This is a genomic window from Noviherbaspirillum galbum, from assembly GCF_010974945.1.
GTDB classification, from domain to species: domain Bacteria; phylum Pseudomonadota; class Gammaproteobacteria; order Burkholderiales; family Burkholderiaceae_D; genus Noviherbaspirillum; species Noviherbaspirillum galbum.
In genome coordinates, this window is sequence record NZ_JAAIVB010000069.1 from 122,519 (window position 1) to 144,147 (window position 21,629).

The 21,629-nt window shown below is 59.8% G+C and carries 21 protein-coding genes; 8 read left to right on the forward strand and 13 right to left on the reverse strand.

Annotated features, from left to right (window positions below):
- Nucleotides 1–57 precede the first annotated feature (57 nt).
- Complete coding sequence (locus tag G3574_RS20310) at nucleotides 58–2,358, reverse strand: AAA family ATPase (RefSeq protein ID WP_163967273.1); 2,301 nt, start codon at nucleotides 2,356–2,358, stop codon at nucleotides 58–60.
- A gap of 158 nt (nucleotides 2,359–2,516) precedes the next feature.
- Here G3574_RS20310 and G3574_RS20315 point away from each other — a divergent pair, with 158 nt between their 5' ends.
- Entirely contained in the window at nucleotides 2,517–3,578 is a 1,062-nt protein-coding gene (locus tag G3574_RS20315) for a hypothetical protein (RefSeq protein WP_163967276.1), read from the forward strand.
- 10 nt (nucleotides 3,579–3,588) lie between these two features.
- On the forward strand, nucleotides 3,589–3,822 hold the full coding sequence (locus G3574_RS20320; RefSeq protein WP_163967278.1) for a hypothetical protein: 234 nt from the start codon (nucleotides 3,589–3,591) through the stop codon (nucleotides 3,820–3,822).
- Between the two features lie 68 nt (nucleotides 3,823–3,890).
- Here G3574_RS20320 and G3574_RS20325 read toward each other — a convergent pair whose 3' ends face one another.
- A complete protein-coding gene (locus tag G3574_RS20325; protein ID WP_235953530.1) occupies nucleotides 3,891–4,595 on the reverse strand; it encodes an endonuclease/exonuclease/phosphatase family protein in 705 nt (234 codons plus the stop codon).
- Nucleotides 4,596–4,863: 268 nt separating this feature from the next.
- On the opposite strand from G3574_RS20325, the gene G3574_RS20330 reads away from it, so the two are divergent.
- Nucleotides 4,864–6,102 (forward strand): sensor domain-containing phosphodiesterase, encoded by a 1,239-nt coding sequence (locus G3574_RS20330; protein WP_163967281.1) that lies wholly within the window; start codon nucleotides 4,864–4,866, stop codon nucleotides 6,100–6,102.
- 508 nt (nucleotides 6,103–6,610) lie between these two features.
- On the opposite strand, the gene G3574_RS20335 is transcribed toward G3574_RS20330, so the two are convergent.
- Entirely contained in the window at nucleotides 6,611–7,447 is an 837-nt protein-coding gene (locus tag G3574_RS20335) for a hypothetical protein (protein ID WP_163967283.1), read from the reverse strand.
- A 131-nt stretch (nucleotides 7,448–7,578) separates the two neighbouring features.
- Nucleotides 7,579–8,685 carry a tyrosine-type recombinase/integrase gene (locus G3574_RS20340; RefSeq protein WP_163967286.1) on the reverse strand — a complete coding sequence of 369 codons (1,107 nt, stop codon included), beginning with the start codon at nucleotides 8,683–8,685 and terminating at the stop codon, nucleotides 7,579–7,581.
- A 354-nt stretch (nucleotides 8,686–9,039) separates the two neighbouring features.
- On the opposite strand from G3574_RS20340, the gene G3574_RS20345 reads away from it, so the two are divergent.
- Nucleotides 9,040–10,800, forward strand: coding sequence for a hypothetical protein (locus G3574_RS20345; protein ID WP_163967288.1), 1,761 nt, complete (start codon nucleotides 9,040–9,042; stop codon nucleotides 10,798–10,800).
- Between the two features lies 1 nt (nucleotide 10,801).
- On the opposite strand, the gene G3574_RS20350 is transcribed toward G3574_RS20345, so the two are convergent.
- On the reverse strand, nucleotides 10,802–11,785 hold the full coding sequence (locus G3574_RS20350) for a DnaJ C-terminal domain-containing protein (RefSeq protein ID WP_163967289.1): 984 nt from the start codon (nucleotides 11,783–11,785) through the stop codon (nucleotides 10,802–10,804).
- A 121-nt stretch (nucleotides 11,786–11,906) separates the two neighbouring features.
- Between G3574_RS20350 and G3574_RS20355 the strand changes: the two genes are divergently transcribed.
- On the forward strand, nucleotides 11,907–12,377 hold the full coding sequence (locus G3574_RS20355) for a hypothetical protein (RefSeq protein ID WP_163967291.1): 471 nt from the start codon (nucleotides 11,907–11,909) through the stop codon (nucleotides 12,375–12,377).
- A gap of 10 nt (nucleotides 12,378–12,387) precedes the next feature.
- Here the strand turns inward: G3574_RS20355 and G3574_RS20360 are convergent, their stop codons facing one another.
- From G3574_RS20360 to G3574_RS20390, 7 genes are all read right to left on the reverse strand, one after another.
- Nucleotides 12,388–12,633, reverse strand: a complete 246-nt coding sequence (locus tag G3574_RS20360; RefSeq protein ID WP_163967294.1) for a hypothetical protein — start codon at nucleotides 12,631–12,633, stop codon at nucleotides 12,388–12,390.
- 20 nt (nucleotides 12,634–12,653) lie between these two features.
- Complete coding sequence (locus G3574_RS20365; protein WP_163967296.1) at nucleotides 12,654–13,781, reverse strand: type IV pilus twitching motility protein PilT; 1,128 nt, start codon at nucleotides 13,779–13,781, stop codon at nucleotides 12,654–12,656.
- 278 nt (nucleotides 13,782–14,059) lie between these two features.
- On the reverse strand, nucleotides 14,060–15,187 hold the full coding sequence (locus G3574_RS20370) for a hypothetical protein (protein WP_163967298.1): 1,128 nt from the start codon (nucleotides 15,185–15,187) through the stop codon (nucleotides 14,060–14,062).
- Between the two features lie 124 nt (nucleotides 15,188–15,311).
- Entirely contained in the window at nucleotides 15,312–15,536 is a 225-nt protein-coding gene (locus G3574_RS20375) for a hypothetical protein (RefSeq protein ID WP_163967300.1), read from the reverse strand.
- Nucleotides 15,537–16,388: 852 nt separating this feature from the next.
- A complete protein-coding gene (locus tag G3574_RS20380) occupies nucleotides 16,389–17,951 on the reverse strand; it encodes a zinc ribbon domain-containing protein (protein ID WP_163967302.1) in 1,563 nt (520 codons plus the stop codon).
- A gap of 66 nt (nucleotides 17,952–18,017) precedes the next feature.
- Nucleotides 18,018–18,386, reverse strand: a complete 369-nt coding sequence (locus tag G3574_RS20385) for a helix-turn-helix domain-containing protein (protein ID WP_163967304.1) — start codon at nucleotides 18,384–18,386, stop codon at nucleotides 18,018–18,020.
- A gap of 23 nt (nucleotides 18,387–18,409) precedes the next feature.
- Nucleotides 18,410–18,640, reverse strand: a complete 231-nt coding sequence (locus tag G3574_RS20390; protein WP_163967307.1) for a hypothetical protein — start codon at nucleotides 18,638–18,640, stop codon at nucleotides 18,410–18,412.
- Between the two features lie 746 nt (nucleotides 18,641–19,386).
- Between G3574_RS20390 and G3574_RS20395 the strand changes: the two genes are divergently transcribed.
- The 3 genes from G3574_RS20395 to G3574_RS20405 are packed head-to-tail and all read left to right on the forward strand — an operon-like array spanning nucleotide 19,387 to nucleotide 20,786.
- Nucleotides 19,387–19,839, forward strand: a complete 453-nt coding sequence (locus tag G3574_RS20395; protein ID WP_235953528.1) for a cache domain-containing protein — start codon at nucleotides 19,387–19,389, stop codon at nucleotides 19,837–19,839.
- Nucleotides 19,840–19,872: 33 nt separating this feature from the next.
- The gene (locus G3574_RS20400) at nucleotides 19,873–20,250 is read left to right on the forward strand and encodes a response regulator (RefSeq protein ID WP_163967309.1); all 378 of its coding nucleotides are present in this window, start codon (nucleotides 19,873–19,875) and stop codon (nucleotides 20,248–20,250) included.
- Nucleotides 20,247–20,786, forward strand: a complete 540-nt coding sequence (locus tag G3574_RS20405) for a hypothetical protein (RefSeq protein ID WP_163967311.1) — start codon at nucleotides 20,247–20,249, stop codon at nucleotides 20,784–20,786. Before G3574_RS20400 ends, G3574_RS20405 begins: the two co-directional genes overlap by 4 nt.
- A 68-nt stretch (nucleotides 20,787–20,854) precedes the next feature.
- Here the strand turns inward: G3574_RS20405 and G3574_RS20410 are convergent, their stop codons facing one another.
- The gene (locus G3574_RS20410) at nucleotides 20,855–21,625 is read right to left on the reverse strand and encodes a competence protein CoiA (protein WP_163967313.1); all 771 of its coding nucleotides are present in this window, start codon (nucleotides 21,623–21,625) and stop codon (nucleotides 20,855–20,857) included.
- Nucleotides 21,626–21,629: the final 4 nt, after the last annotated feature.

The following is a 21,629-nucleotide window of genomic DNA, read 5'->3' on the forward strand; positions in this document are numbered from 1 at the left end:
GATCCTGCTTTTATACCCGAAATCCAAAAAACGAAATAATGTTTTCGTCTTGCACGCTCAGGCGACCCCGCCAGCCTTCTGGATGCGGCGCATGGCCGCGCGCATTCGCTCGACCAGCATGCTGTTTCTCTGCGGGATGTCGCGCTTGACGATCTGGCGAATGACATTGTCCTCGCCCAGCACAAGCAGCTTGACCTTGGCCCGGGAAAACGCCGTATAGACGATCCCGCGGTGCACGAAGGTTGGCGAGCCGTTGGTGCAGACGAAGATCACCACGTCGTATTCCGAGCCTTGGGCGGCGTGTACCGTCATCGCATACGCCAGCCCGATCGCTTCAAGCTCCTTGCCGGGGAATTTGATGCTCCTTCCGTCATCGAGCTCCAGGTACAGGTGCGCAACCGACGTTCCCGTCTGGTCGACGTGGCACTCGCGGATGAAGCCGGTGTCGCCATTGACTACCTGCTCGACCACCTTCTTGCCGTCCTTGTCCTCGCCTTGCTCCAGCAGCAGGTTCTTGCGGATGATGATGCGGTCGCCCAGGCGCAGCGTCGTGCCAACCACCCTGGCACCGTCCGGATTGAGTTTGACGCGCAGCAGCTCGTTCAGGTAGGTCGTGTTCCAGCCCGGCGTATGGATGTCGCCCTTGCGGCGGGGCATGAGCAGCCCGACGCGGGAAATACCGCAGCGGTTGATCGCATTGACATAGGCGTTCACCACGCGCGTGATGCCCACGTCGTCCGGGGCCGGCAGGCCGTGGGAAAACGTCACGTCAGGGCGGTTCACGCAATCGACCCAGCCGCTGCCCGCCTGGCGCACGACATCGAGGATGCCGCCGTCATTGCGGTGGGTTACCGACAGCCGGTGGTGGTTCAACGGCATCTGCAGCAGGTTCGCCAGCACCTGGCCGGGTCCGACGGAGGGTAACTGGTCGGTGTCGCCCAAGAAGATGATGTGGGCGTTGTAGGGCACCGCATCCATCAGGGCGCGCGCCAGCATCAGGTCATCCATCGACGACTCGTCGGCAATGATGATGTCCGCATCCAGCGGGTTTTCCTCGTTGTACTGGAAGCCCTCGACGGTCACGCCCAGCATCAAATGGATGGTCGACGCCGACAAGTTAAAGCGTTTGACGCGCGATGAGAGCACCTTTGCGGCCTTGCCCGTGGGCGCGCAGAAAAGGATTTTCTTGTCGCGCACCACGTGAACGAGGATTTCCATCAGCGCGGTCTTGCCGCAGCCGGGGCCGGCAGTCAGCGTATGCACCCGGTGCGTCGAGGTCAGGATGCCGACCACGGCCCTGTGCTGGCTCTCGTCCAGCTTGAACGGCTTTTCCGGCTGCGACAGCATTTTTTCAGCCATCGCGATTTCATGGAACAGGCGGTCCTCGGCCATCCTGACGATCGGCTCGCCCATCTGCAGCGCCCGTGTGGCAAGGTTGGCTGCGAGTGCCTTTTCCGCATGCCACAGGTGGCGCGGGTAGTAGCGGCCCTCTTCCACGATGATCGGCTCGGACCGGGCTTCGGCGGCGGCCATGGCCTTCTCCGGGGAGACGTCGGTGTCGACCGCCGAAATGCGCTCGAACACGTTATCCAGCGTCAGGAACGTGTGTCCGTTCTGCTCGCAGCCTTCGCGCAGCGCGTGCGTGGCCAGCGCCGCCATGCGGAACTCATGAAAGCGCGGAAAGCCGATGGAGCGCAGCGCGATCTGGTCGGCAGCGGCGAAGCCATAGCCGTCCAAGTACTGAATGGCTTGGTAGGGGTCGGCGGAGAACTGCGCCCAGGCGGCAGCCACCGGATCGGCGGCTTCCTCGACCTGCGGCACCAGCCACTCGGCCAACTTGCGCAGGATGCTGTCTTTCACCCCCGTGATGCCGATGCGGGTGGACAGGTCGCGGTAGATCAGGCCTTTCAGGTCCTCCCCGCCCTGCACGGCGACCTTGCGGCGCGTCACCGCCGAAAAGTCCAGTGAATACGGGTTGGAGACGAGGGTGTCGCGCAGCGCGGCGAGGTTGCCGCCATAGGAGGCGACCAGCTTCTTTGCGGTGGCTTCACCGACGCCCTTGAAATTCTTCTTCAGGTGGCGCACCAGCGCATCCTCGGACAGCGGGATCTCGATCACGGCCGCGCGGCACTCGAACTGCGTGCCGAACTTCGCATGGACGACCACCTTGCCGTCGAAGCGGTAGCGGTTGCCCTCGCTAAGCCCATTCAGCGCTTCGCCGGTCACGGTGAGATAGGCATCGTCGTCCAGCCGCACATAGCCGCGGCCCCAGCGTCCGTTGTAGATCTGGACGGACGTGAGCACGCCGCTGACCTGGTTGACGGCAGGAGTAATCGCATCAGCGGAAGTGGCGCTCATGGAAGCCTCGTAGAAAATATCCATTTTAGGAAATTTTACTACGTTTAAGATTTGTCGTGAGCGGCTTTTCGCCATTGACAACCTCCCTGCACTTATTTTTTTGCGCGCATGTCGGGCACCATGCGAACCGCATGGCCATTCACTTCTAGGAGTAAAACATGGCTAAGACCAATGATACTGCGGCAACGCAAACACCGGTGGTCAACCCCGACAACCTGACCCTGTGGAACGGCGTTCGCACGCCCGATCCGGCGCACACCAAGGGTTTTACCCGTGGCGGCGGTTTTTCCGGTACGTCAATCAATTCCACCTACCTCGCGCAGCTGGCCACCGCGGTCTTCGGCCCGATGGGCATCGGCTGGGGCATCGAGATCGAAGATGAGAAGTACGTCGACGGCGCTCCGATCATCGCGCCCAACGGCACGACGACCTGCCGCGAAGTCATCCACGTGGTCCGCGTGCGCCTGTGGTACCGCTCGACCACGGAAAAGCAGCCTGACGGCAGACCCGCTGTCGGCGCGGTCATCCAGTACGGCCAGACGACGTTCATCGGCAAGAACAAGTACGGCCCGTTCACCGACGAGGAAGCCCCGAAAAAGTCGCTAACCGACGCGATGAGCAAGTGCCTGTCGCTGCTTGGCTTTGGCGCGGACGTGTTCCTCGGCCGCTTCGACGACAACAAGTACGTCAACGATGCCCGCGAGGTCTACAAGGACCACAAGGCACAAGTGTCGCCTGGCGCGTCACCGGTGGCGGCATCTTCCGGCGCCACACAGGAGGCGCAGGCTGGTGCACAAGGCGCTCAATCCGCGCAGGCAGGCGCTGCCGGGGCAGCCACTGCGTCGCAGAGCGAGATTCCCGCCGCCGAAAAAGCGGTACTGGATGCCAAGATCCAGAAAATGGCCCAGGTGACGGACGCGACGATGATCGACACCGCGATCAAGATGGCGACTACCATCTTCAAGCATCCGAAGTCGGTCGAGCAGTTCACGCAGGCGTGCAAGGCCCGTATCGCCGAGCTGCAGGGCGATGCCATCCCGGCTGAAGAAAAGGCCGTGCTGGATCAGAAGGTCGCGGCGATGCAGACCATCGAAGACGTGGTGCGGCTCCAGTCTGCGCTGAACATGGCGGAGAAGATTTTCAAGCACCCGAAGGCGATCGAGGCGTTCAAGCAGGCCTGCCTGCAGCGCATCAACCTGGTTGACCCGGTGCCGTTTTAGACGGCCTGCCATGCTTAGCTACGAAGTCCTTACCCGCACCGACAAGCGCTTGCTGCGGGATGCCCTGGCCAGCAATGGCGGGGGCGTGGATTCCGACTTCTATCCGAAGGCCTGCCGTGAGCGCTTGTTGAAGCTGGGACTCATCCAGTGGAAGCCGAACCAGCACAAGAGTCTGCACTATGCTTCGCTCTTGACGATCACGGCAGCCGGGCGTGCCTTGCTGACCGAAAGGGCCTTGCCCTGAACCACCCAACCCGTAAGGCTTTTGCCTTGCGGGTTTTTTCTTTTGCCGTCTTTCTCAATAGCCTGCACTTATGTCGTCGAGTGGAACATGGCGATGAGGGCTGCGTGGTCGGATTCTCCGCTTAACCGGGGAGCGTGGTCATAGGCAATCGCCTGCAGAAGGTCGTAACGTCGTTGCGTGCAAAAGAGATGATCGATGCGGAATCCGTTGCCGTGATTGCTGTACCAGCTGAACTGGCGCGCATCACCATGGCGAGTGCGCCAGGCGTCAACCAAGGGGCCAGTTCCCAGTTGCCTGAAGCGCGCGGTTTCTGCAAAGGTATGGCCGGCCTCGTCGATACCGTGCAACCCGGTATTGAGATCGCCCAGCACGATGCCATCGTCGCCCATCCACGCCAATCCTTCATGGAGCAGCCAATCGAAGACCGGACGCTTGTGGCGCCCTTGGGGGAAATACGCGCCGACCAGCCGCAAGGAGCCAATGGCAACGGGCAGTAATCGAGATCGCAATTCCATGCCTTGGCAAACCGTGTCATCGAACGTGAAAGGCAGACGCGAAGCAATGGCCACAGTATTCGTTTTTTCCGGCGCAACGATGGCCATGAAGTGGTGATATCCGCTGTGCGCGAGGGTTTGCTCCAGCCATTGTCCATGACGGTTGCAGCGGAATTCCGTGAGCACCAGGACGTCGCAGTCCAACGCAGCCAGTCGTGCCGCGAGCGCGACAACGCGTGTGCCGCCGCCATGGCGCAGGTTCAACGTTGCAACTTTCATCGCTTTCAAGAATGTTTTCCGTCGTTGCTTTTATTCCGTCACAACTTCGGACAAGTCCACGCTTCAAACCTTGGTCGTGCAGCTACATTGCACCTTTTAAGGGAGCTTTGCTCTTCGAGATAGCTGTCTTTGCGGTACTGATGGTCTATACTTTTCTTTGACTGCTACGTCAGCATCGGTCGGATTGCGGGAGCTGCCACCGTAAATATATTTGTTGTAGCACCCGAGATCCTCTGTTCAAGACAGCTAGATTGTGAATCTCTCTGCCATGAATACCACAATTGCAAACAAGAACGGGAAAAATCTTCAAGGCCAACAGGTGTCGAATGGACCCACTGCCGCGCCATCCAGTGTGATCGTCTCGGAGGCGCTGCAATCGGTACGCAAGCTTTTGGGCATGGAAGTCGCCTTCATCGCTGAATTCCACGGCGGACGACGTATCTTCCGCTACGTCGATTCCAAGCAGCAATTTGCGCCCATCGAGGTAGGTGGCTCAGACCCGATTGAGGAAACATACTGTCAGCGCATACTCGATGGGCGGCTACCCGAGTTCCTGGAAGACGTCATCCTGAACCAGGAGGCGAGCAACCTTCCGATCACCGCCAAGCTGGGCATTGGGGTATATCTTGGCGTGCCCATCCGGTTCAGCGATGGCGCGCTGTACGGCACATTCTGTTGTTTTAGTCACCGAGCGATCGACACCCCGACCGATCATCACCTGACCACATTGCGTCTATTCGCCGAATTTGTGGGCAGGGTGCTTGAGCGCGAAGCCACCGATGCGCCGCATCAAGAAATGAATGCGCGCATTGATGCGATCCTGTCGGAGGATAGTTTCACGGTGTTCTACCAGCCGATCATCGATATCCAGGAAAACCGTGTGGCGGGTCATGAAGCCTTGGCACGCTTCCTTGTGTCCCCGGACCGCCCGCCAGATCAATGGTTCGTTGACGCGGCCATCGTCGGCCGTCAGGAGGAATTGGAGATCGCGGTCTTGAAAAAGGCGATCAAGGCACTGCCGCATGTTGGCGACGACACTTACCTGTCGCTGAATGTGTCGCCCGCACTGCTGCTCAGCCCTGCGGTGCAGGAATTCTTTGCCCATGCCCCGTTAGACCGGTTCGTGCTGGAGATCACGGAACACGCCCTGGTGAACGACTACCTGTCGCTGTCAACGCGCCTTGCGCCCTTGCGCGAGCGTGGCATGCGCATCGCGGTCGACGACGCCGGCGCAGGGTATGCCAGCTTCCGGCACATCCTGAAGCTCAAACCCGACATCATCAAGCTTGATGGCAGCCTGATCCAGCGCATCGACAAGAACCCGGATGCGCGCGCCCTGGCGGCGGCCGTGATCGGCTTTGCGGAGCAAACCCGTTGCAAGGTCGTCGCGGAAGGCGTCGAAACTGAGTTGGAAATGGATGTGCTGCGCGCGCTGAATGTGCGCTACGCCCAAGGATTTTTCCTCGGCCGGCCTAGCTCCCTGATCTCAGCCGTTGCGCCGCTCTAACCGAAAACCCGCCATGGTCTCGCGTTGCGGTGTGCTGTATTCGACTTTGAAGCGGTAGAACCTGCCTATTCCTGCCTCTGGTGAAGCTGAAAACATTCCGTGTTATCAACCAGTTTGGCATTACGGAGCAGTTCTGTGTTGCTGTCCACGCGTTTAAGCACGTACAGGCCAACGTCGGTATCCGCATCCAAGAGAAGCCTCTCTACGCGGTAAGGCAAGCCGCCAAGTTGAATGTCCTCGACTAGGTCGCCCCTGCGATAGCGGTGTTGATGTCTCATGGTTTTCCTTTACCTTGGATTGGCTGTTTGCGGCAATGTGTTTTAGATGCCGCCTGCGCAATGCAGCTATTATTCTCCCGCGAACTGAGCCAGCACAAGGGCTGCCATTACACGCTTCTCTTGACGATCAGGTCGACCGAGTGTGCCTTGCTGACCGCAGGTGCATTGCCCTAAACCACTCAACCCGTAAGACTTCTTGCCTTGCGGGGTTCTTTTGGTCCGTATGCCATTTACTTGGCTTCGCCCGCTCTGTCAATTACTGCTTGCTGCAAGTCGTTTGCTTTTCGAATAATATCGGCAGCGCGCTCTAGGGTCGCCTTATCAGCTTCAACGCCCGACATCATTGCGTTGAGCTCTTTCAAAAGTTCGTCTTCAAGCGCCCGCAGCACTTGGTCATAAACTGCAAAGCCATGTTCCTTAAGATAGTTCTCGTAATGCGGAAGGACCTTTACCACAAGCGTTCGCACTTGTTCGGTATCCCCTAAGTCCTTTTGTCCAAGCCCACCCTTCAATATCATCCATCTAATCGCGCCGTGCATTGCTACCGCGCGTATGGCGACGTAGACAGCCCAAGCCATTGGAGTCACGAAAGGTCGCGCCTTGTCCGCATCACTGTGATCGAGTTTTGTTAAGTCAAGACCTGCGCCCATCATTTCGAACATTTTCCTCGCGTTTGGATCGCGTTCGGCGATTTGGGCAGCAGACTCGAACTTGATGAGTGTCATGGCAGCGGCGAGCGAGCGCACGGGTCCGAGCACATTGAAGGCGTTCCAAAGTTGATCAATCGCTTCAAGGCGGCGCTTATCGATTGCTGCTTGTCTTGTTGCCAAGGCAGAGAGTGCTCCGCTTCGAAGCGCAGCTATCTCACCTTCCTTTTCACGAATTCTGGCCTTCAACTTCTCCTCACTGTCTCGAATCTCCGCTCGCACCTTTTCGAGCTTCAGGTCGAATTCATGCTGAATCGTTTTCGTCAATCGCGCACTTATCCACTCGCGGGAAAGCCATGCGGCTGCGGCAAGTAGCCCTGCTGTAGTGACGCTAGAAAACCACCAGTAATTTTCAGTCATTTCAAAAACGCCTTTAAATTGATCAGCATGAACCGCGCCGATTTAAGATTTGTTTCCTGAGCGCCGTCTGCATATGCTGGCGAGGTCTGCGGGGTACATATCTTTTTCTCTGCATATCGCCTGTTACGAATTTAGATTGGTACTTCCTTGTCAGGCGAAGCGCCCCTTCGTTGTGCTTTCCTGCGCTGCTTTTCCAACGCCGTCGTATAGGTCTCCAGCGCACGCTGTGTACGATGCCCCAACTGCGCCGTGACATCCGCAGGCGCCGTGCCTGCCGCCAGCTGCGACACCGCATAGGTATTGCGCAGGGTGCGCCCTCCGCGCCGCGGCACCTCCAGCCCAGCGGCGGCATACGTCTCGCGCGTCTTGCGGTAGATCCAGGTCTTGTCTAGCCGGGTGCCGCGCCAGGTCGGAAAAAGCAGCATGCCGCGAACGGGCAGCGTCTTGCGCTCGGCAATCCAGTCCAGCACGATCGCCGCCGCCGGCGGGCGCAAGAGCGTCGTGTGCCAGATGACGGTGCCGCCAGCGGAGGCTGGGGACACTTCGACCGGCACGCACCCATCCTTGTCGCGCCGATCGACCTGCACATTGGCGGTGTACAGGCCCATGACTTCGGAGACCTTCAGCCCGGCGCCCAGCATCATTGCCTGGACTGCCCGGTCGCGCCGCACTTCCCAGCCGGCCATCGGGTCGTCGGGATTGGTCGCCACGAAGGGCAAGGCATCGAGAAAAGCCTGCTGCTGCTCCGCGGTCAACGTCACGGTGTCTTCATTGCGCCCGCGCAGCTGGGTGGAGTCGGCCATGTCGAAGTTCGCGCCCAGGGCGGGATTCGGGACGATCTGCAGGTGCTTGTAGATGCGCTCGAGCATGGTCACGTACTGGCGCCGGATGGTGGCGGACTGAATCAGGCGGTTGCCGTCGGGTCCGCGCTCCTCAAGAAAGGCCTCGATGCCGTCCTTGGTCAGCATCCAGAACGGCGCATCGGTTTCCTTGCACCAGCGCATGAAGCGCTGCCACATGTGGCAATAGACCTTGGCGCTGGAGGCGCGCAGGGGATACGCGCCCTTGGGCTTGTCTCGCGCGACAGGGTCGCTCTGTTTGGGCCGGCGCTGCGAGAGCTCGACGAACGCCATGGAAGTCACGAACGCCTCGAACGCCGTGACCGGGTCTGCCTTCCACACGTCGGGCACATCGAACAAGTCGCCGGTGCGCAAATGTTTAGTTGCCTGCCGTTGCATCCTCCCCTCCCTTCTTCACCTCGTCATCGTGTCAACCTGCTATCTACTAATATACCGGAAACCGCACAAACCGCCTATCCCGGCGCGACCCGCTCCTGCCTTGCCGACCTCGGGCGAAGTCCGACCGGTCTCGCCCCTTGCCTTTGAAAAGGATTCGCCTTTTTAAAAGGATGAGCCTGGTATAAGGGTGAGCCTTTTATAAAAGGAAGGCCCTTTTCAACGGCGCGGTTCGGCAGGAAGGGAGTCCGGAGAGAGGCTGTGGGAAGGGGGTGTCATGGCTTGTTTATTAGTTGATTCAGGGCGTGGTGCTATACTGGGCGGCGAATTTGCACGCCCTTCTTCATTCGCCACCCCATGCCGATTGAGTCCTCGCCCCTTGCCGACGACGTCGCCCTGCCGCTCGATGCACAGGGCCGGCTGTGGTTGCCGCCGCTTCGGGTGCGGGGTTCGGCGTCGGGGCTAAGCGGTGCGCACTACACGGTCGAGATGGACTTGCCGTCCGAAGCGGTCGACGTCTCGGGTGTGGCGCTGCTCGACCCGCTGACGGTGAGGCTCACGTTTGTAGACGGGCGCGCGCTGGATCTGCTGTGGGTGTCAACGCTGGAGCGCACCTCGCGCCGTGCGCCGGACGTGCCGCGCCTCACCCTGGTGGTGGGCGACGACATCGGCACCGTGCCGCCCGTGATGCTGCGCGCGCGGCTGCCGGACCTCCTACCGCAGGGCTGCTGGATCGGCCACTGGCAGCAAGCGCAGCTGCTGCGCCAGGCTGAAGAGTCTGCACTTGAACAGGCGCGATTCTGGCTGGACTGGGATGACGGAGAAACCTCGACCGCGGATCCCGCGCGGCGCGACCGGCTGCTGCAGCGGGAAATCCTCGCCATCCTCGATCGCCAGCGCACCCTCAGCACGCCGGACGGCCAGCTGCTGCGCGTGACCGGAGTCGCCCTTTTTCCGCTTGGGGTGGCGAGCGAGGCACCGGGCATCCTCGTGCACCATGACCTGCCGCGACCGGTGCTGCTGGTTTCAACCATCTGCGGCCGTGCGCTCGATGTTCCCGCCAGCGTCGCCGGCGGCGCAGCGGTACTGGAAATGGACCTGTCCGACCATGCCGGTTTCCTGCATCGCGAACTGCTCGCGCACCTAGTCACCCAGTCTACCTCCGCGAAACGCTGGGCCGCCGGCGGCGCCGATCTTGCCCTGCCGCTGGAAAATACCGCTTCACGCCACCCGGTTCGAGAAGCACTGGCTGAAGACGCCCTGTTGCAGGTCACCGACCTGGTCAAGCGCTATCTGGATGGCATTGCGCGACTGGATGACAGTGCCGGCCGCGCCGACGATGGCCATGCAACCGATGCAGTGCTTGAGGCAATCCGGCACGCCGCGGCAGGATTGCGCCTGCACGGCTTCCCGGGCGCGGACAACCCTGCGCTGTATCGCGCCGACGACGCGGTGCTGCGCCGGCTCGTCCGCCTGCGCGCCGCGGCCGACAGCCAGGACGTCGCTGCGCTGCGCAACACGCTCGAGGCCATCATCGACGATGCGGCGGTCGAAGCAAACACGTGGCATACCGTCTACCTGATGGCAATGAAGGCATGGAAAATCGAACCGGAAGGCGAGCTCGCCGAAGCGGTCCGATACTGGCGCGACCGGGTGCGCACGAGCATTCGCGCCCAGGAGCCGTATTACCTGCGAGACGCGTCGTTCGATCCGCTGCTCGGTACGGTGTTTCCGGAATTGTCCTTGCAACTGGACCATCCCTTCGGCAAGAGGCCGGCTGCCGCCAGTCCGGCAGCGGATGACGCGCCACAACGCCGGGCCAAGCGCCGCGCCTTGCCGGCGTCTACCGTCGGCGCCGACCAGGAGGCCGATCTCGCGTGGCGTCACCCGCTTCAAATTCGGCGCGATATCGCCAAGACGCTGCGCGCGCGCCTGATCCTGCGCGGCGAGGCAGGACCGGTGCGGCAGATCGTGGAAGAGCTGATCGATATGGCGGAAGACATCGCGCCATGGCAGTTCGCACTGGCCCAGCGCGCGCAGTCGGGACTGGGAAAATCGGCAGTGCTGCGTCTGCTGCACGAGCAGGGCCTGATCGCGCCGCCGTCGGCGCAAGCTTGACCTACTCGCCGGCGTAAAGCGCCCGCACCGCTGCCTCGATGTAGTCGGGCACCTTCTTGCGGGAGGACGGCAACGTGATGGCCACCGTCATGACGACGTCGCCGCGGTTTCCGTGCTGGTCGCGCAGGCCCGCGCCAGCCAGGCGGATCTTGCGGCCGCTGTTGGTGCGCGCCGGCACATCCACGTCGATGACGCGCCCAAGCGGCAATGCCACTTTCACGGTGCCGCCGAACATGGCGACAGAGAACGGTACCTTGAGCGAGCCGGTGATGTTCAGCCCGGAAAACTTCCATCCGCCCTCGGCCTTCAATTTGATGGTGATGTGGAGATCGCCGGGATGGCCACCATATCGACTTGGCTTGCCCAGCCGCCGCGCAACGATTTCGGATCCGTCGATCACCCCGGCCGGCACACGGATCGCCATCAGGTCCTCGTAGTGGATCTTGCCATCGCCGTCGCAGTTGGCGCAGTCCACGAATACCGACCCCTGCCCGCTGCACCGGGGGCAATGGCTGTAGCCGGAATAGCCACGTCCATGGCACTTTGAGCACCAACTTCTGGTCGTGCCTTGCCCATCGCAGGAAGAACACGCTTCGGCGTACTTGCGCGGGTATTCCACCCGGCATCCCTCTGCCGCCTGCTGGGCGGTGATGGTCACTTTCCACTTTGCGTCGGCGCCGGCCGGCCGGTGGTCGCGCCAGTCGCGCTCGGGGCGCTCGGCGCGATGGGATCGTCGCATGTCCTCGAAAGGATCGACCGGCTGGCGCTCGAGGTCGTAGATGGCCCGCGCGTTGGGGTCGCCAAGTACCGCATACGCCCGTTGCAGCTTCTTGAATTCCGCCTCGGCAAACGCCTTGTTCTCGCTACCCGAGTGCCGGTCAGGATGCCATTTCATGGCCAGGCGCCGATACGCCTGCAGGATGTCCTGCGCGGAAGCGGTTTCGGCGATGCCCATCGTCGCGTAGTGGTCCAGACTCACGCTCATTCCCCTGCTTTGAAAGAATTGCTGCCATGCGTATCGCCGTTGCGCCCTATCGGTGCGGCAAGCGCCTGCGGCAGACAGAATAGCACTAGAATGTTGAAAAACTTCAACCGCACCTATCACCATGACACGCCAGCCCCGACGCCGGTTGCTTCAAGTCGCCCTGTTTGCCGCCTTCGGCGTTCCAGCCTGGACGAACGCTGCGACAGTGCCCGTGCCCATTGTCGTCGACACGCGGGGAGTGACCGATGTGCGCGATCTTGCAGCCCGTATTCGAAAAGCCGCCGGCAATCGATTGCCCGCAACTCTTCCGGACCAGGCGTTCTACACGGCGTTCGCCACCGCTTTTGTCAGCCATGCCCATGAGGCGGCCGACATGGGTGCGAAAGTCCCGGCATGGATTCTGGACGCGCTTCCAAGGCGCAAGGTCGCGGCGCTAGCGCCCGGGCCGGTGCTCATCTGGATAGGAAGGCTTCTCTTCGCGCTGGTGCTAGAGGACCTGTACCGGGCCGTTGTCGGCTCCATGGGCCTGATGCAAAACGACCTGGTGCGGGCTGTCCAGAACCTCGCGGAAAAAACGAAGACCGCCGCCTAGCAGCAGTCAATCACTCGATTGCCAGTCCAGCCGGATCGTCCAGCATGGCCACCCGGCGCCGGCGCGGGGTCAGCGTCGCCGCCTGCACGTGCCGCACTTCGCGCGCCCAGTTGTCTCCCAGCCGCAGCAGGATCTCGACCTTGACATCGGCGAGACCATGCTCCAAAACGACGGCCGGAAAGAGTTGTAGGTCGTGGTCTGAATCTCCGCCGCGCCAGATGGCCTTGTCGCCGGCTTTCCAATCGTGTTGTCTCATTCCCGGCTCCTCATTGTCGGTCAGCGGCGCATGATTTCGGCACGGATCTTTTCCTTGTCCGTGCTGACCGCCAGCGCATGCTGTGGGCTGATCTTGCGCTCCATCATGAGTTTGATTAAGACGCTATTCATCGTGTTGCAACCGCCTTGCACTTGGGCGGAATCGAGCAACGTCCGGATTTTGCCGAACTCTTGACGGGAAATCGCCTGCGCCACGCTGGCGTTGGTCGTGATCGTCTCATTGGCCAAGTGGTAGAACTTGCCGCCCATATCCGGAACCAGCGCCTGGTAGATCACGCCGCGCAGCGCCTGCGCCAGTGATTCAGACTGCATGACGCTGCCGCCCAACAAACGCGACATCTTGGCCAGGCCTTGTTCGGGGCTTTTCGCGTGCAGCGACGCAAAAACGAGCGGACCCGATTCAGCCAGCGCCAGCGCCTCGCGCGCGGTATCCTCGTCGCGAATTTCACCGATCATGACCACGTCCGCTTTTTCGCGCAGCGCATCCATGGCGCCAACATAGAAGCTGGCGCAGTCCGATGTCAGCCCGACCTCGCGCTGGGTGACCAAACACTTGCGCGACGCAATCTCCGTCTCGATCGGATCCTCGATGGTCAGAATGTGGCCGCTACGCTCGGAGTTGATGCGATCGAGCAGCGAAGCCAGCGTCGTGGATTTGCCCTGCCCGGTGTCGCCGATCACCAGCACCAGGCCGCGGTCCAGTGTTGCGAATTGCTGTGCGTGGATCGTCAGTCCCAGTTCGGCCAACGGCAGCGGCCGGCTCGGAAAGCGCCGGATCACGGCGCCGCGGTGCTTGCGGTTGTTGAAGGTGAAGCAGTTGGCGCGGATACGAGCCGCGTTCAAGTTACGCGAGCGATCGAATGCGCGCTCGGTGATGATGGTGCGCCAGTTCGGCTCCAGAATATCGAACAAGCTCTCGATCTCTTCGCGGGTGACTTCCGCGTCGGATACCGCGAAGATTCCCAGCGGCCGCTTGATCATGAGCGGCTTGTCTTCGTAAATGAAAATGTCGGAGAAAGGAATGTTGAGTGCGACCAGCTGCACGATCCGGTGCGCCAGTCCCTGCGTATCGTCATAGCCGATCAACTCGTTATCCGGGACCAGCTCGATAGATTGTTGCGTGCTCATGTATGCCCTTCATTGAAGATTTTCAACGAGCATAGGACAAAACGCGGTTTTGAAATAATGTTTTTTGCCCGTTTCGTGCCGTTTGTCCCGGCCGGTGCGCCGTTGGTCGGCGTCATGCGTAACAAAGGGAGACGGGGATTGTTCCGGATGCGGGAGCTTTGCTATTCTTTGCCCGTGCCACCAAGGCGAACCTCCTCTTTCCCTGCCTTGGTGTCGCTCCCAGATAACAATTTTCACCCCCGGCTGCTAACGCTGGGGGTTTTTTCTTCTAGGGATGATCATTCCAGAACGGGCTTGCTTTCTCGTTCTGCATCGCCGACGCGCGAAGCCAAAATGGTGCGAAGCTTGGGCGAATATCTATCCATCGGCAGGTCGGCAGGGGGCGGTATCGGCGTTCGTGATACGTTACGCGCCGCCGACAAGGCCTTTTCACTATCCAGCCGTTTCTGGCGCTCTGCTGCAACGAGCACACCGAGGTCTTCCCTGAACTGGTTGTTCTCCACCGCTTCGATAAGGTAGCGCGTGAACCTCAACGCACTCTTCGTAAAACCGCGGCTGGATCGGCGCTGTCCTTCAACCTCGTCGAGAACCTTTTGCCGATACTCAGGTTCACACGTTTTGATCTCTTCCCGAATCAGCGCAAGTTCCGCCTGCGACAGCGCCGGGAAGAAAAGCGTGTCCAGTTCTGCATTGAGGGCCGCTGCTTTGGACTCGTTGGCACCAGCGTCACTGGCCGATTGTCCTGGTGAAGGGGGTACATCGCACTCATCAGGCGCCGCGCCCGATGTCTCGTCCCTGGGTTCCGATTTGTGGTGTACCGAAGGGCGATCCGGCTTTTCCTCTTTCCCGCTCGTGGCTTGGTGGTACTCCGCAAACATCGCAGAAACATCATCGTCCAACTGCGGCTCGTCATCCTCATCGCCGTCGCCGGCGGTCATGAGGTCGTAAAGAAACTCATCCACGAGCGCATGATTGCGATAGTAGGTCGTTACATTTGTGGCTCGATTGACATAGCAGGCGTAGTACTTCCCATTGAAAAGATCGCCGCTTTCTTTTGCCTTCTGCAACGAGCTCTTGTCAGTGTACCTGACGCCGATTTCCAGGAACAACGTGCGCACACGGTGCTCCGACAAGCCGCCAAGTTCTTCCTGCCATGACTGGCCATTCTTGTAGAGCGCGTGCGATGCCTTGCTTTGAAACTTGTAGAATCCGTTGGGCTTTTTCTCGAACCAGTACTCGAGCTGGGTCATGAAGATCGCTAGCATGCCATCGCCCTTGAAGTGGGCGAGCAGCCGGTGAGGTGTATAAAAGCCGCGGCGGAAACTTGCCAGCAGGCCGTTCCTCATTGCCGACGGGGACCGCTTTCCCTTGAATTTTTGCGTGTCGTCGGCGGATGAAGTGGTCATTCCCAGTACCTTAGCCCCAGCAGATCGAAAGAGAAAATGGGGGGCACGGAAACTGAACTGGGATCAGCTGCCAAGGGTTCGCGGGCCCCGCCCCCCATGTGTTTGCGCATAGTGCGCGAACTCGTCAACGTACTTCGTGAAGCAAATATTGCCGCATGTCATAAGTCCTTGATGGCCGAAATATAACACCCGGTTCAGCTTTTGCAAAATTTTTTTTGCTAAACGGGAAATTTGACGGCCAGTTGCCGTTCAAAACGGCATTGAATTGAAAAATTTCAAAATCTTTGAAACTGTGCAGACCTTGCATGAGGTGCTGGTGGATGCGGTTTTGCGATTCGTCCTTCACCACGTGAGGCCGCCTTGCCGACTCCTGGCGTTGGGTCGGTGTTGTTCCGAATCTTAACCACCACGACCACGGGGTTGGATGTGGTGCTGGTGGTAGTGGTTTATGGATGTATATGTTCGTTTATGTATACGACCTTAACCTTTTTAAGGTCGACGAACTTAAAGGTTTGAAGGTCGCGAGATTCAAATTTTGAAGGTGTCACATTGAAGTTTTGAAGGTGTCACCTTCAATTTTTAAAGGTGACACCTTAAAAATTTGAAGGTGGTTTAAAATCAATGGGTTAAATGAGTTATCCACAGAAATGACGTGGAGACGCGGTTCTGCACTCGTGCCCCGGGATACCACCTTAATATTTTTAAGGTGGTTTAAAATCATAGACTTATGTTATTTCGTTGCGATTAATGACACTTTTGCAAAAGGAGGGGTTGTTTGGCAGGAGTTTCCCTGCGCACGACTTTATCCACAAGGGAATATGGCGATTTCTGACGTTCCAGAACCTAATATTCACGTCGAATGTGATGTCGTTTTGCCATGAAAGGATCGCGGATTGACGGTGTGTTGCGGCCGCTTGACCCCACGTTGACTTAACCGGTCAGCGAAGATTAATCCTGCATTCGGCGCCCAAATGAGCACCCGGCACTCCCATTTCGTGAGGTATATTGCATCGGGGATCCGGATTTCTACCGATTGCGAACAAAATTTCATGTTTAGCGGGAAGGCGACTTCGCCAACTGACCTGCGGGCGGCGCGGCCGTCGCCAGGCGCGCTAATGAATGAGAAACGGGCCGATCCCTGCTGAGGGCCGACCCGTTCCGATGCGATGAGCGCCTGTCGCCGTGGATCTCCCCGTGCTACTCAGGCGGCATGGCGCGGGCGTATCTTGATCAAAAAATTCGTTGCGCTGTTCTCGTCCTGGTCCCAGGTCACGCCGCAACCGGCGCACTTGATCTCCAGCGTCGGCTTGCTCTCGTTGATGTGACCGCAGGCATGACAGGTGCAAGTCGTATAGGCCGCCGGATGCTCGGCCAAGGCAATGCGCTTGGCATGCGCCGCTTCCTTAAACAACCGGATCAGGATCGACAGGGCGGCGCGATGGCGATGCGTTCGCCGCTGGTGATCGATCCACGCGTCGCCGCCATGCACCAGCTGCAACGACTTCAGGTTGAGCTTTTCCATGGACAGCGTGTGATATTTCCGGCAACAATCGGCAACGACCTTGCGGTAGATGTCCAGCCGCTGCGCCAGTAATTTCTCACGCAGATGCGCCTGTTCCTCGACCAGGCTGCGCACGGACGCCACCCACTGCGCGATCGCCGGCGGCACGGGACGTTGCCCGGCCTGCAGCACTTTCAGGGCCAGCGACGCCGCGTGCGGACGTTCCCGGCTCAACATCGGTGCCAGCCATGCCGTCTCGCGGGTCAGCGCAAGTGACTTGAAGGTCTCGATGTGCGGGACAAGGGATGCGCTCAACTGGGTGTCGATGTCCTCCACATAGTCCGAGCGCAGCATCCAGTCAGCGGGAAGTTCGACATGCCTGCCCTCCCCTGCTTCGTCCACGATGGTAGCCACGCGCATGCCCGATTCGGTCACGCGCCATCCCAGATCCATCCCGGCCGCCACCTTCTTTCCTGGCGGAGGCTCGACTCGCGTCGCCCCCGACAGGACAAATTGCGCCTCGTATTTGCGCTGCGATCCGACGCGGCGGCATACCAGCCGCACCTGCCTGACCAGGGCACCCTCAGGCAACGGGCGGTGGTAAATAAGGGGAAATGTCGCAAACTGCTTGTCGGCGCGGCACCGGCCATTGGTGGCCACCGTAAGCTTAAGCTCGCGCCTGCGGCCCTCCCCGACGATTGCAACCGTTGGGCATTTGCCGAACAGATGGAGGACTGGTACCGGCCGCTTAAACGTGACGTACAGCGATCCCTCGCCAGCAACCGCCCGGTATCCCAGCGGCATCCGCTTCGACAGCGACCTGGCGCGCGCCTGGATGAATTCGCGCATCAGCGTTTCGTGGTTCGGCCACCAGAGAAAGGACGCCTTGATGTCCTGATTGGCCAGCTCGAAAAGCGTTTGGGAGTGTTGCTGGGACAGGGCTGCGATCGCCGGCGTGGCATCGATCAGCGCGCGCAGGCTGTCGTACTGCTCCTTGATCCTTTGCTTGCGCTCCTGCAGGTCCGGCACCTTGTCCTTGACCGCGATAGCCAGTGCCATGCGCTCTTGCGCCAGCTGCGCCTGTCCCGAGGCGACGTGCGGAAATTCCTGTTTGAGGTGGGCCTCAAACGCTGTCTGCGTCGCCTGGTGCCGGTTGATGAGCCGGTTCCACAGGGCGTTGCGCTCATTGAGGTGGGCGTCGACCAGCTCCGGCGTATCCGGCGCCAGCAAACCATAGACAAAAGTGATCTGGTGTTGAGCCATCCACCCATTGTCTGCAAAAACGCGATTTTGAAATAATGATTTTCGATTTTGCGCGAAAAAATTGTCTCAGCCCTGCAGCAGACTCGACAGGACCGCCTTGCGGCGCTGCTCATCCAGCAGACGATACGCCCGTACCAGCGTCCATTCCTCGTCGGACAGTTCCGTCGAATGGGCATCGACCGTCACCGGACCGTGCCCGAAGCGCAGCCATGTGGGTGACACGTCCAGAAGCGCCGCCAGTACCTGGATCTTGTCCTGCGTCGGGATGGCCTCGCCACGCAACCATTTGCGGGTTGCTGCTTCCGTGACGTTGGTGCTGGCCGCGGCGCCATTGAACAACTTTGCCAAAGCGCGCGGGCGCGCTGCGACGCCCTTGACGCCAAGCGCCAGCGTCAGCCGGGACGAGAACGCGCGGAACTCCGAAAAACTCGGCACGCTAACCTCAACGCTCAAGATCGTTAGGCAGGCTGCATGTCGCAGCTGAAGGACAAGTTTGGCGGCATGATCAGCGTCTTTCCTTCGATGATCACGCGGTCCACCGCGGCCGAGGTCACGCCACGGAACCAGTATCGCGCGCCGTTCCAGTCGATCCAGTCGGGAATGGCATAGGGCCCTGACGTCCCGATCTGGGGACCGAGCTCGTAGGGCAGTCCATGTATTGTCTTGCGCGGCAAGGAATTCCAAACCATCGTTAGTCCAGTATCCAGGCAAAAAAAGCCCGCCGGGGAGCGGGCGAACTCCAACCCACAGGAGTGGTTAGAGGAGACATTTCCACGCTGGCAGATGCGCAGACGACGCGCCGTGTTGGTCCCGCAGCGTCGTTGCAGCCAAGGACCTGCCAACATGTGTGCGAATTATGCAGAGGAAGTTAAGTTCCAAACAATCCGCAATATCACGCAGTCCGATACCAACAGTATTCATCTTAAATCGGTCAACGCCCATGACTGGTGCACTTTTTTCGCGAGAAGGTAAAAATCTTGAACCAAGAGTGTGATTTGTCCAACGCGTTTTTCATATTCAATCAAGTCGCATGGACAAACGTCGAATGATCCTTCTAACTGACTTGCTTTGCGGCAAAGGTGGGAGTAACTTAGATTCATCGCTTGCACCGCCGCAGGCAACGGGCAACGGGGCCCGAGTTGTGTTCACCGTGCGCGCCTAATCGACGCACAGGTCTTTCTGATTCGTCTCCCTTACCGCCGTTGTCCTGCGCCTGTTTGCACGCCACAAACAATAATGCCGCAGCCTGGGAGATACGTGTGAACTTCAAGCCCGTCCTTGATGCGGCGCGCCCTGCCCGCCCCATTGCGCCCCATCGGCTGCAAATCGTCCTGATTACGTGATTTTCCTTGTTCGACATTCCCGCTGCCGAAAGGCGGCACAAGTCCAGAGCGCCCGACGCTCACCCACAAAGGAGATGACCATGAAACGTTGGATGACAATGCTTGCAGCTGCTGCGATGTTTGCAACCGTGACCGGGTCGGCCCTGGCCTCGGACCGCGCCAGCGCGGACGATGCGGTGGCGATGGTGAAGAAGGCGGTTGCCGCCATCAAGGCCAACGGCAAAGACAAAGCCTTCGCCGACTTTGCCGATCCGGCCAACAAGGATTTCCATGACCGTGACCTGTACATCTACGTCTACGACATGAACGGCGTCGCGGTCGCCCACGGCAACAATCCGAAGATGGTCGGCAAGAACCTCATGGACATGAAGGACAACGACGGCACGCCCATCATCAAGAGCTTCATCGATGTGGCCAACACCAAGGGCAAGGGTTGGGTAGACTACAAATGGCCCAACCCGGTGACCAAGGCGGTCGAGCGCAAGTCGGGTTACGTGGAAAAGGTGGACAACCTGGTCGTGGGCAGCGGCATCTATAAACCTTGATGCAGGCAAACAGCCTGCGCTGCCGGAGAAAAGATGGGCAAGAAGAAAGTTCTCGTGGTCGATGACAACTCGCTTCTGAGCGAGAGCCTGATCGACTTCCTGGACCTGAACAAGTTCGTTGGTATTGCCGCCTTCGACGGTAAGCAAGCGCTGGAGGTGCTGCATGTCACCCCGGACATTGGACTGATCCTGCTGGACATCCTGATGCCGGTAATGGATGGCATCCAGTTCATCGAGGCGCTGCGCACCGAGCTTCCCGATGTGTTTGCGAACACGCCAATCATCATGCTGTCGGCGATTGCCGAGCACATCACCATGCCTGACTGGGCGAAGGAAAAGGTTGGCAAGCCGGTCCGGTACCGGCAGCTGATGAAACTGGTAGAGCAACACTGCCTGGAGACGACTTCATGACCTTAGCGCCATTGACGCTCGATGACGCGGTGCATACCGCTGACCTTGTGATGCGGATCGATCGCCCGCTGAGCTGTTTGTCCCTGGACGCCATGCTGCCGGTGATTGCCGAACAGGCGCCAAACGGCTGGTCCGCGCTCCTGGAGGCAACCTGTCGCTCGGCCATGACCCTTCTGTCCTGTACCGCGGCCGGCGTCAGCGTTCTGGTGGATGAGGACACGCTTGTCAGCGAATGCGTGGTCGGCCGGGCAGTCTATGCGCAGGGATCGCGTTACCTGACCGATCAAACGCCATGTGGCTATGCGATGGCGGAGAACGCCATCCAGTTGTTTCGTTATCCAGCCCGCCGATTCGCCTGGATGCAACGGGAAACGACGTTCGTTCAGGAAGCGCTTGTGGTGCCAATCCATTTCGAGGACGCCGAAAAGGCGGACATGGCGATCTGGGCGATGTCGGATGACAGGCAAAAGCAATTCGACCGGCAGGACGCCTATGTGCTGGCATCACTGGGCAAATTCATTTCTTTGTTGCGCTGACTTGTCGCCAAGCTGCGATATCAATGAGGCGCCGCAAGTGCGTCGCCCGCGCCCTGCTTTGAGCTCGTTCAAGTCCACCAGCGCGGTGTCTTGCTGCTGAAAAGACGGCATCGGGGAACGGTGATGCCGCCCATCTGCAGGCCGGGCTGCGCAGTCGGATAAAAGCTGCTCGCCAAATCCAATACCGGGCCCCGGTTCGTGGTGCGGGCCTGCTTGAAGAACTTGTTGAAGACGGTGGACTCCCGCTCGATTCCGCCCTTCTGGAAATACACTTGTCCGCCCCGCTGCTCGGTATAGGCATCAAAGTGAACCTGGACGATTTGCGCACCCTCGACCCAGTAAAACACGCGCCCGAAATACGCCGCATGCAGCCATTTCTGCCACGCGGCCGGATTGAAGCGTTCACCGTGCGAAGGTGGGTTCAGGGCGAGCCAGAGTACGAAGATGCCCAGACGGTCATAGGCACGGGTGCGCTCGGCGATCGCGATGTCGGACAGATTACTGCGCTGAACCTCGATGGCGACTTTCGCGCCGCGGATCTCGGCATAGACGTCGGCCACCACCGCGCCGAAGTCCTTTTCCAGTTCGAGGTTCTCCACGTGCGAAACGCCTGTGAGCGCATCAAAGATCGCCTGCTTGCACTGGCGGTGTTCCTCGGATTCTCCACGGCCCCACGCGCACTCCACGGCAGTCTTATGGGCAAAGTGGTGGACCTTCTTCTCGCCTTTCTTGGCGATGACTTCCTGCCCGCACCCTGGGCATGAAAATGGCCCATCAGTACGGAGAACGTCTCGCGCGAGAACCCGGCTCTCAGCACCGGTAAGGACAGCAGTCAGCATGTGA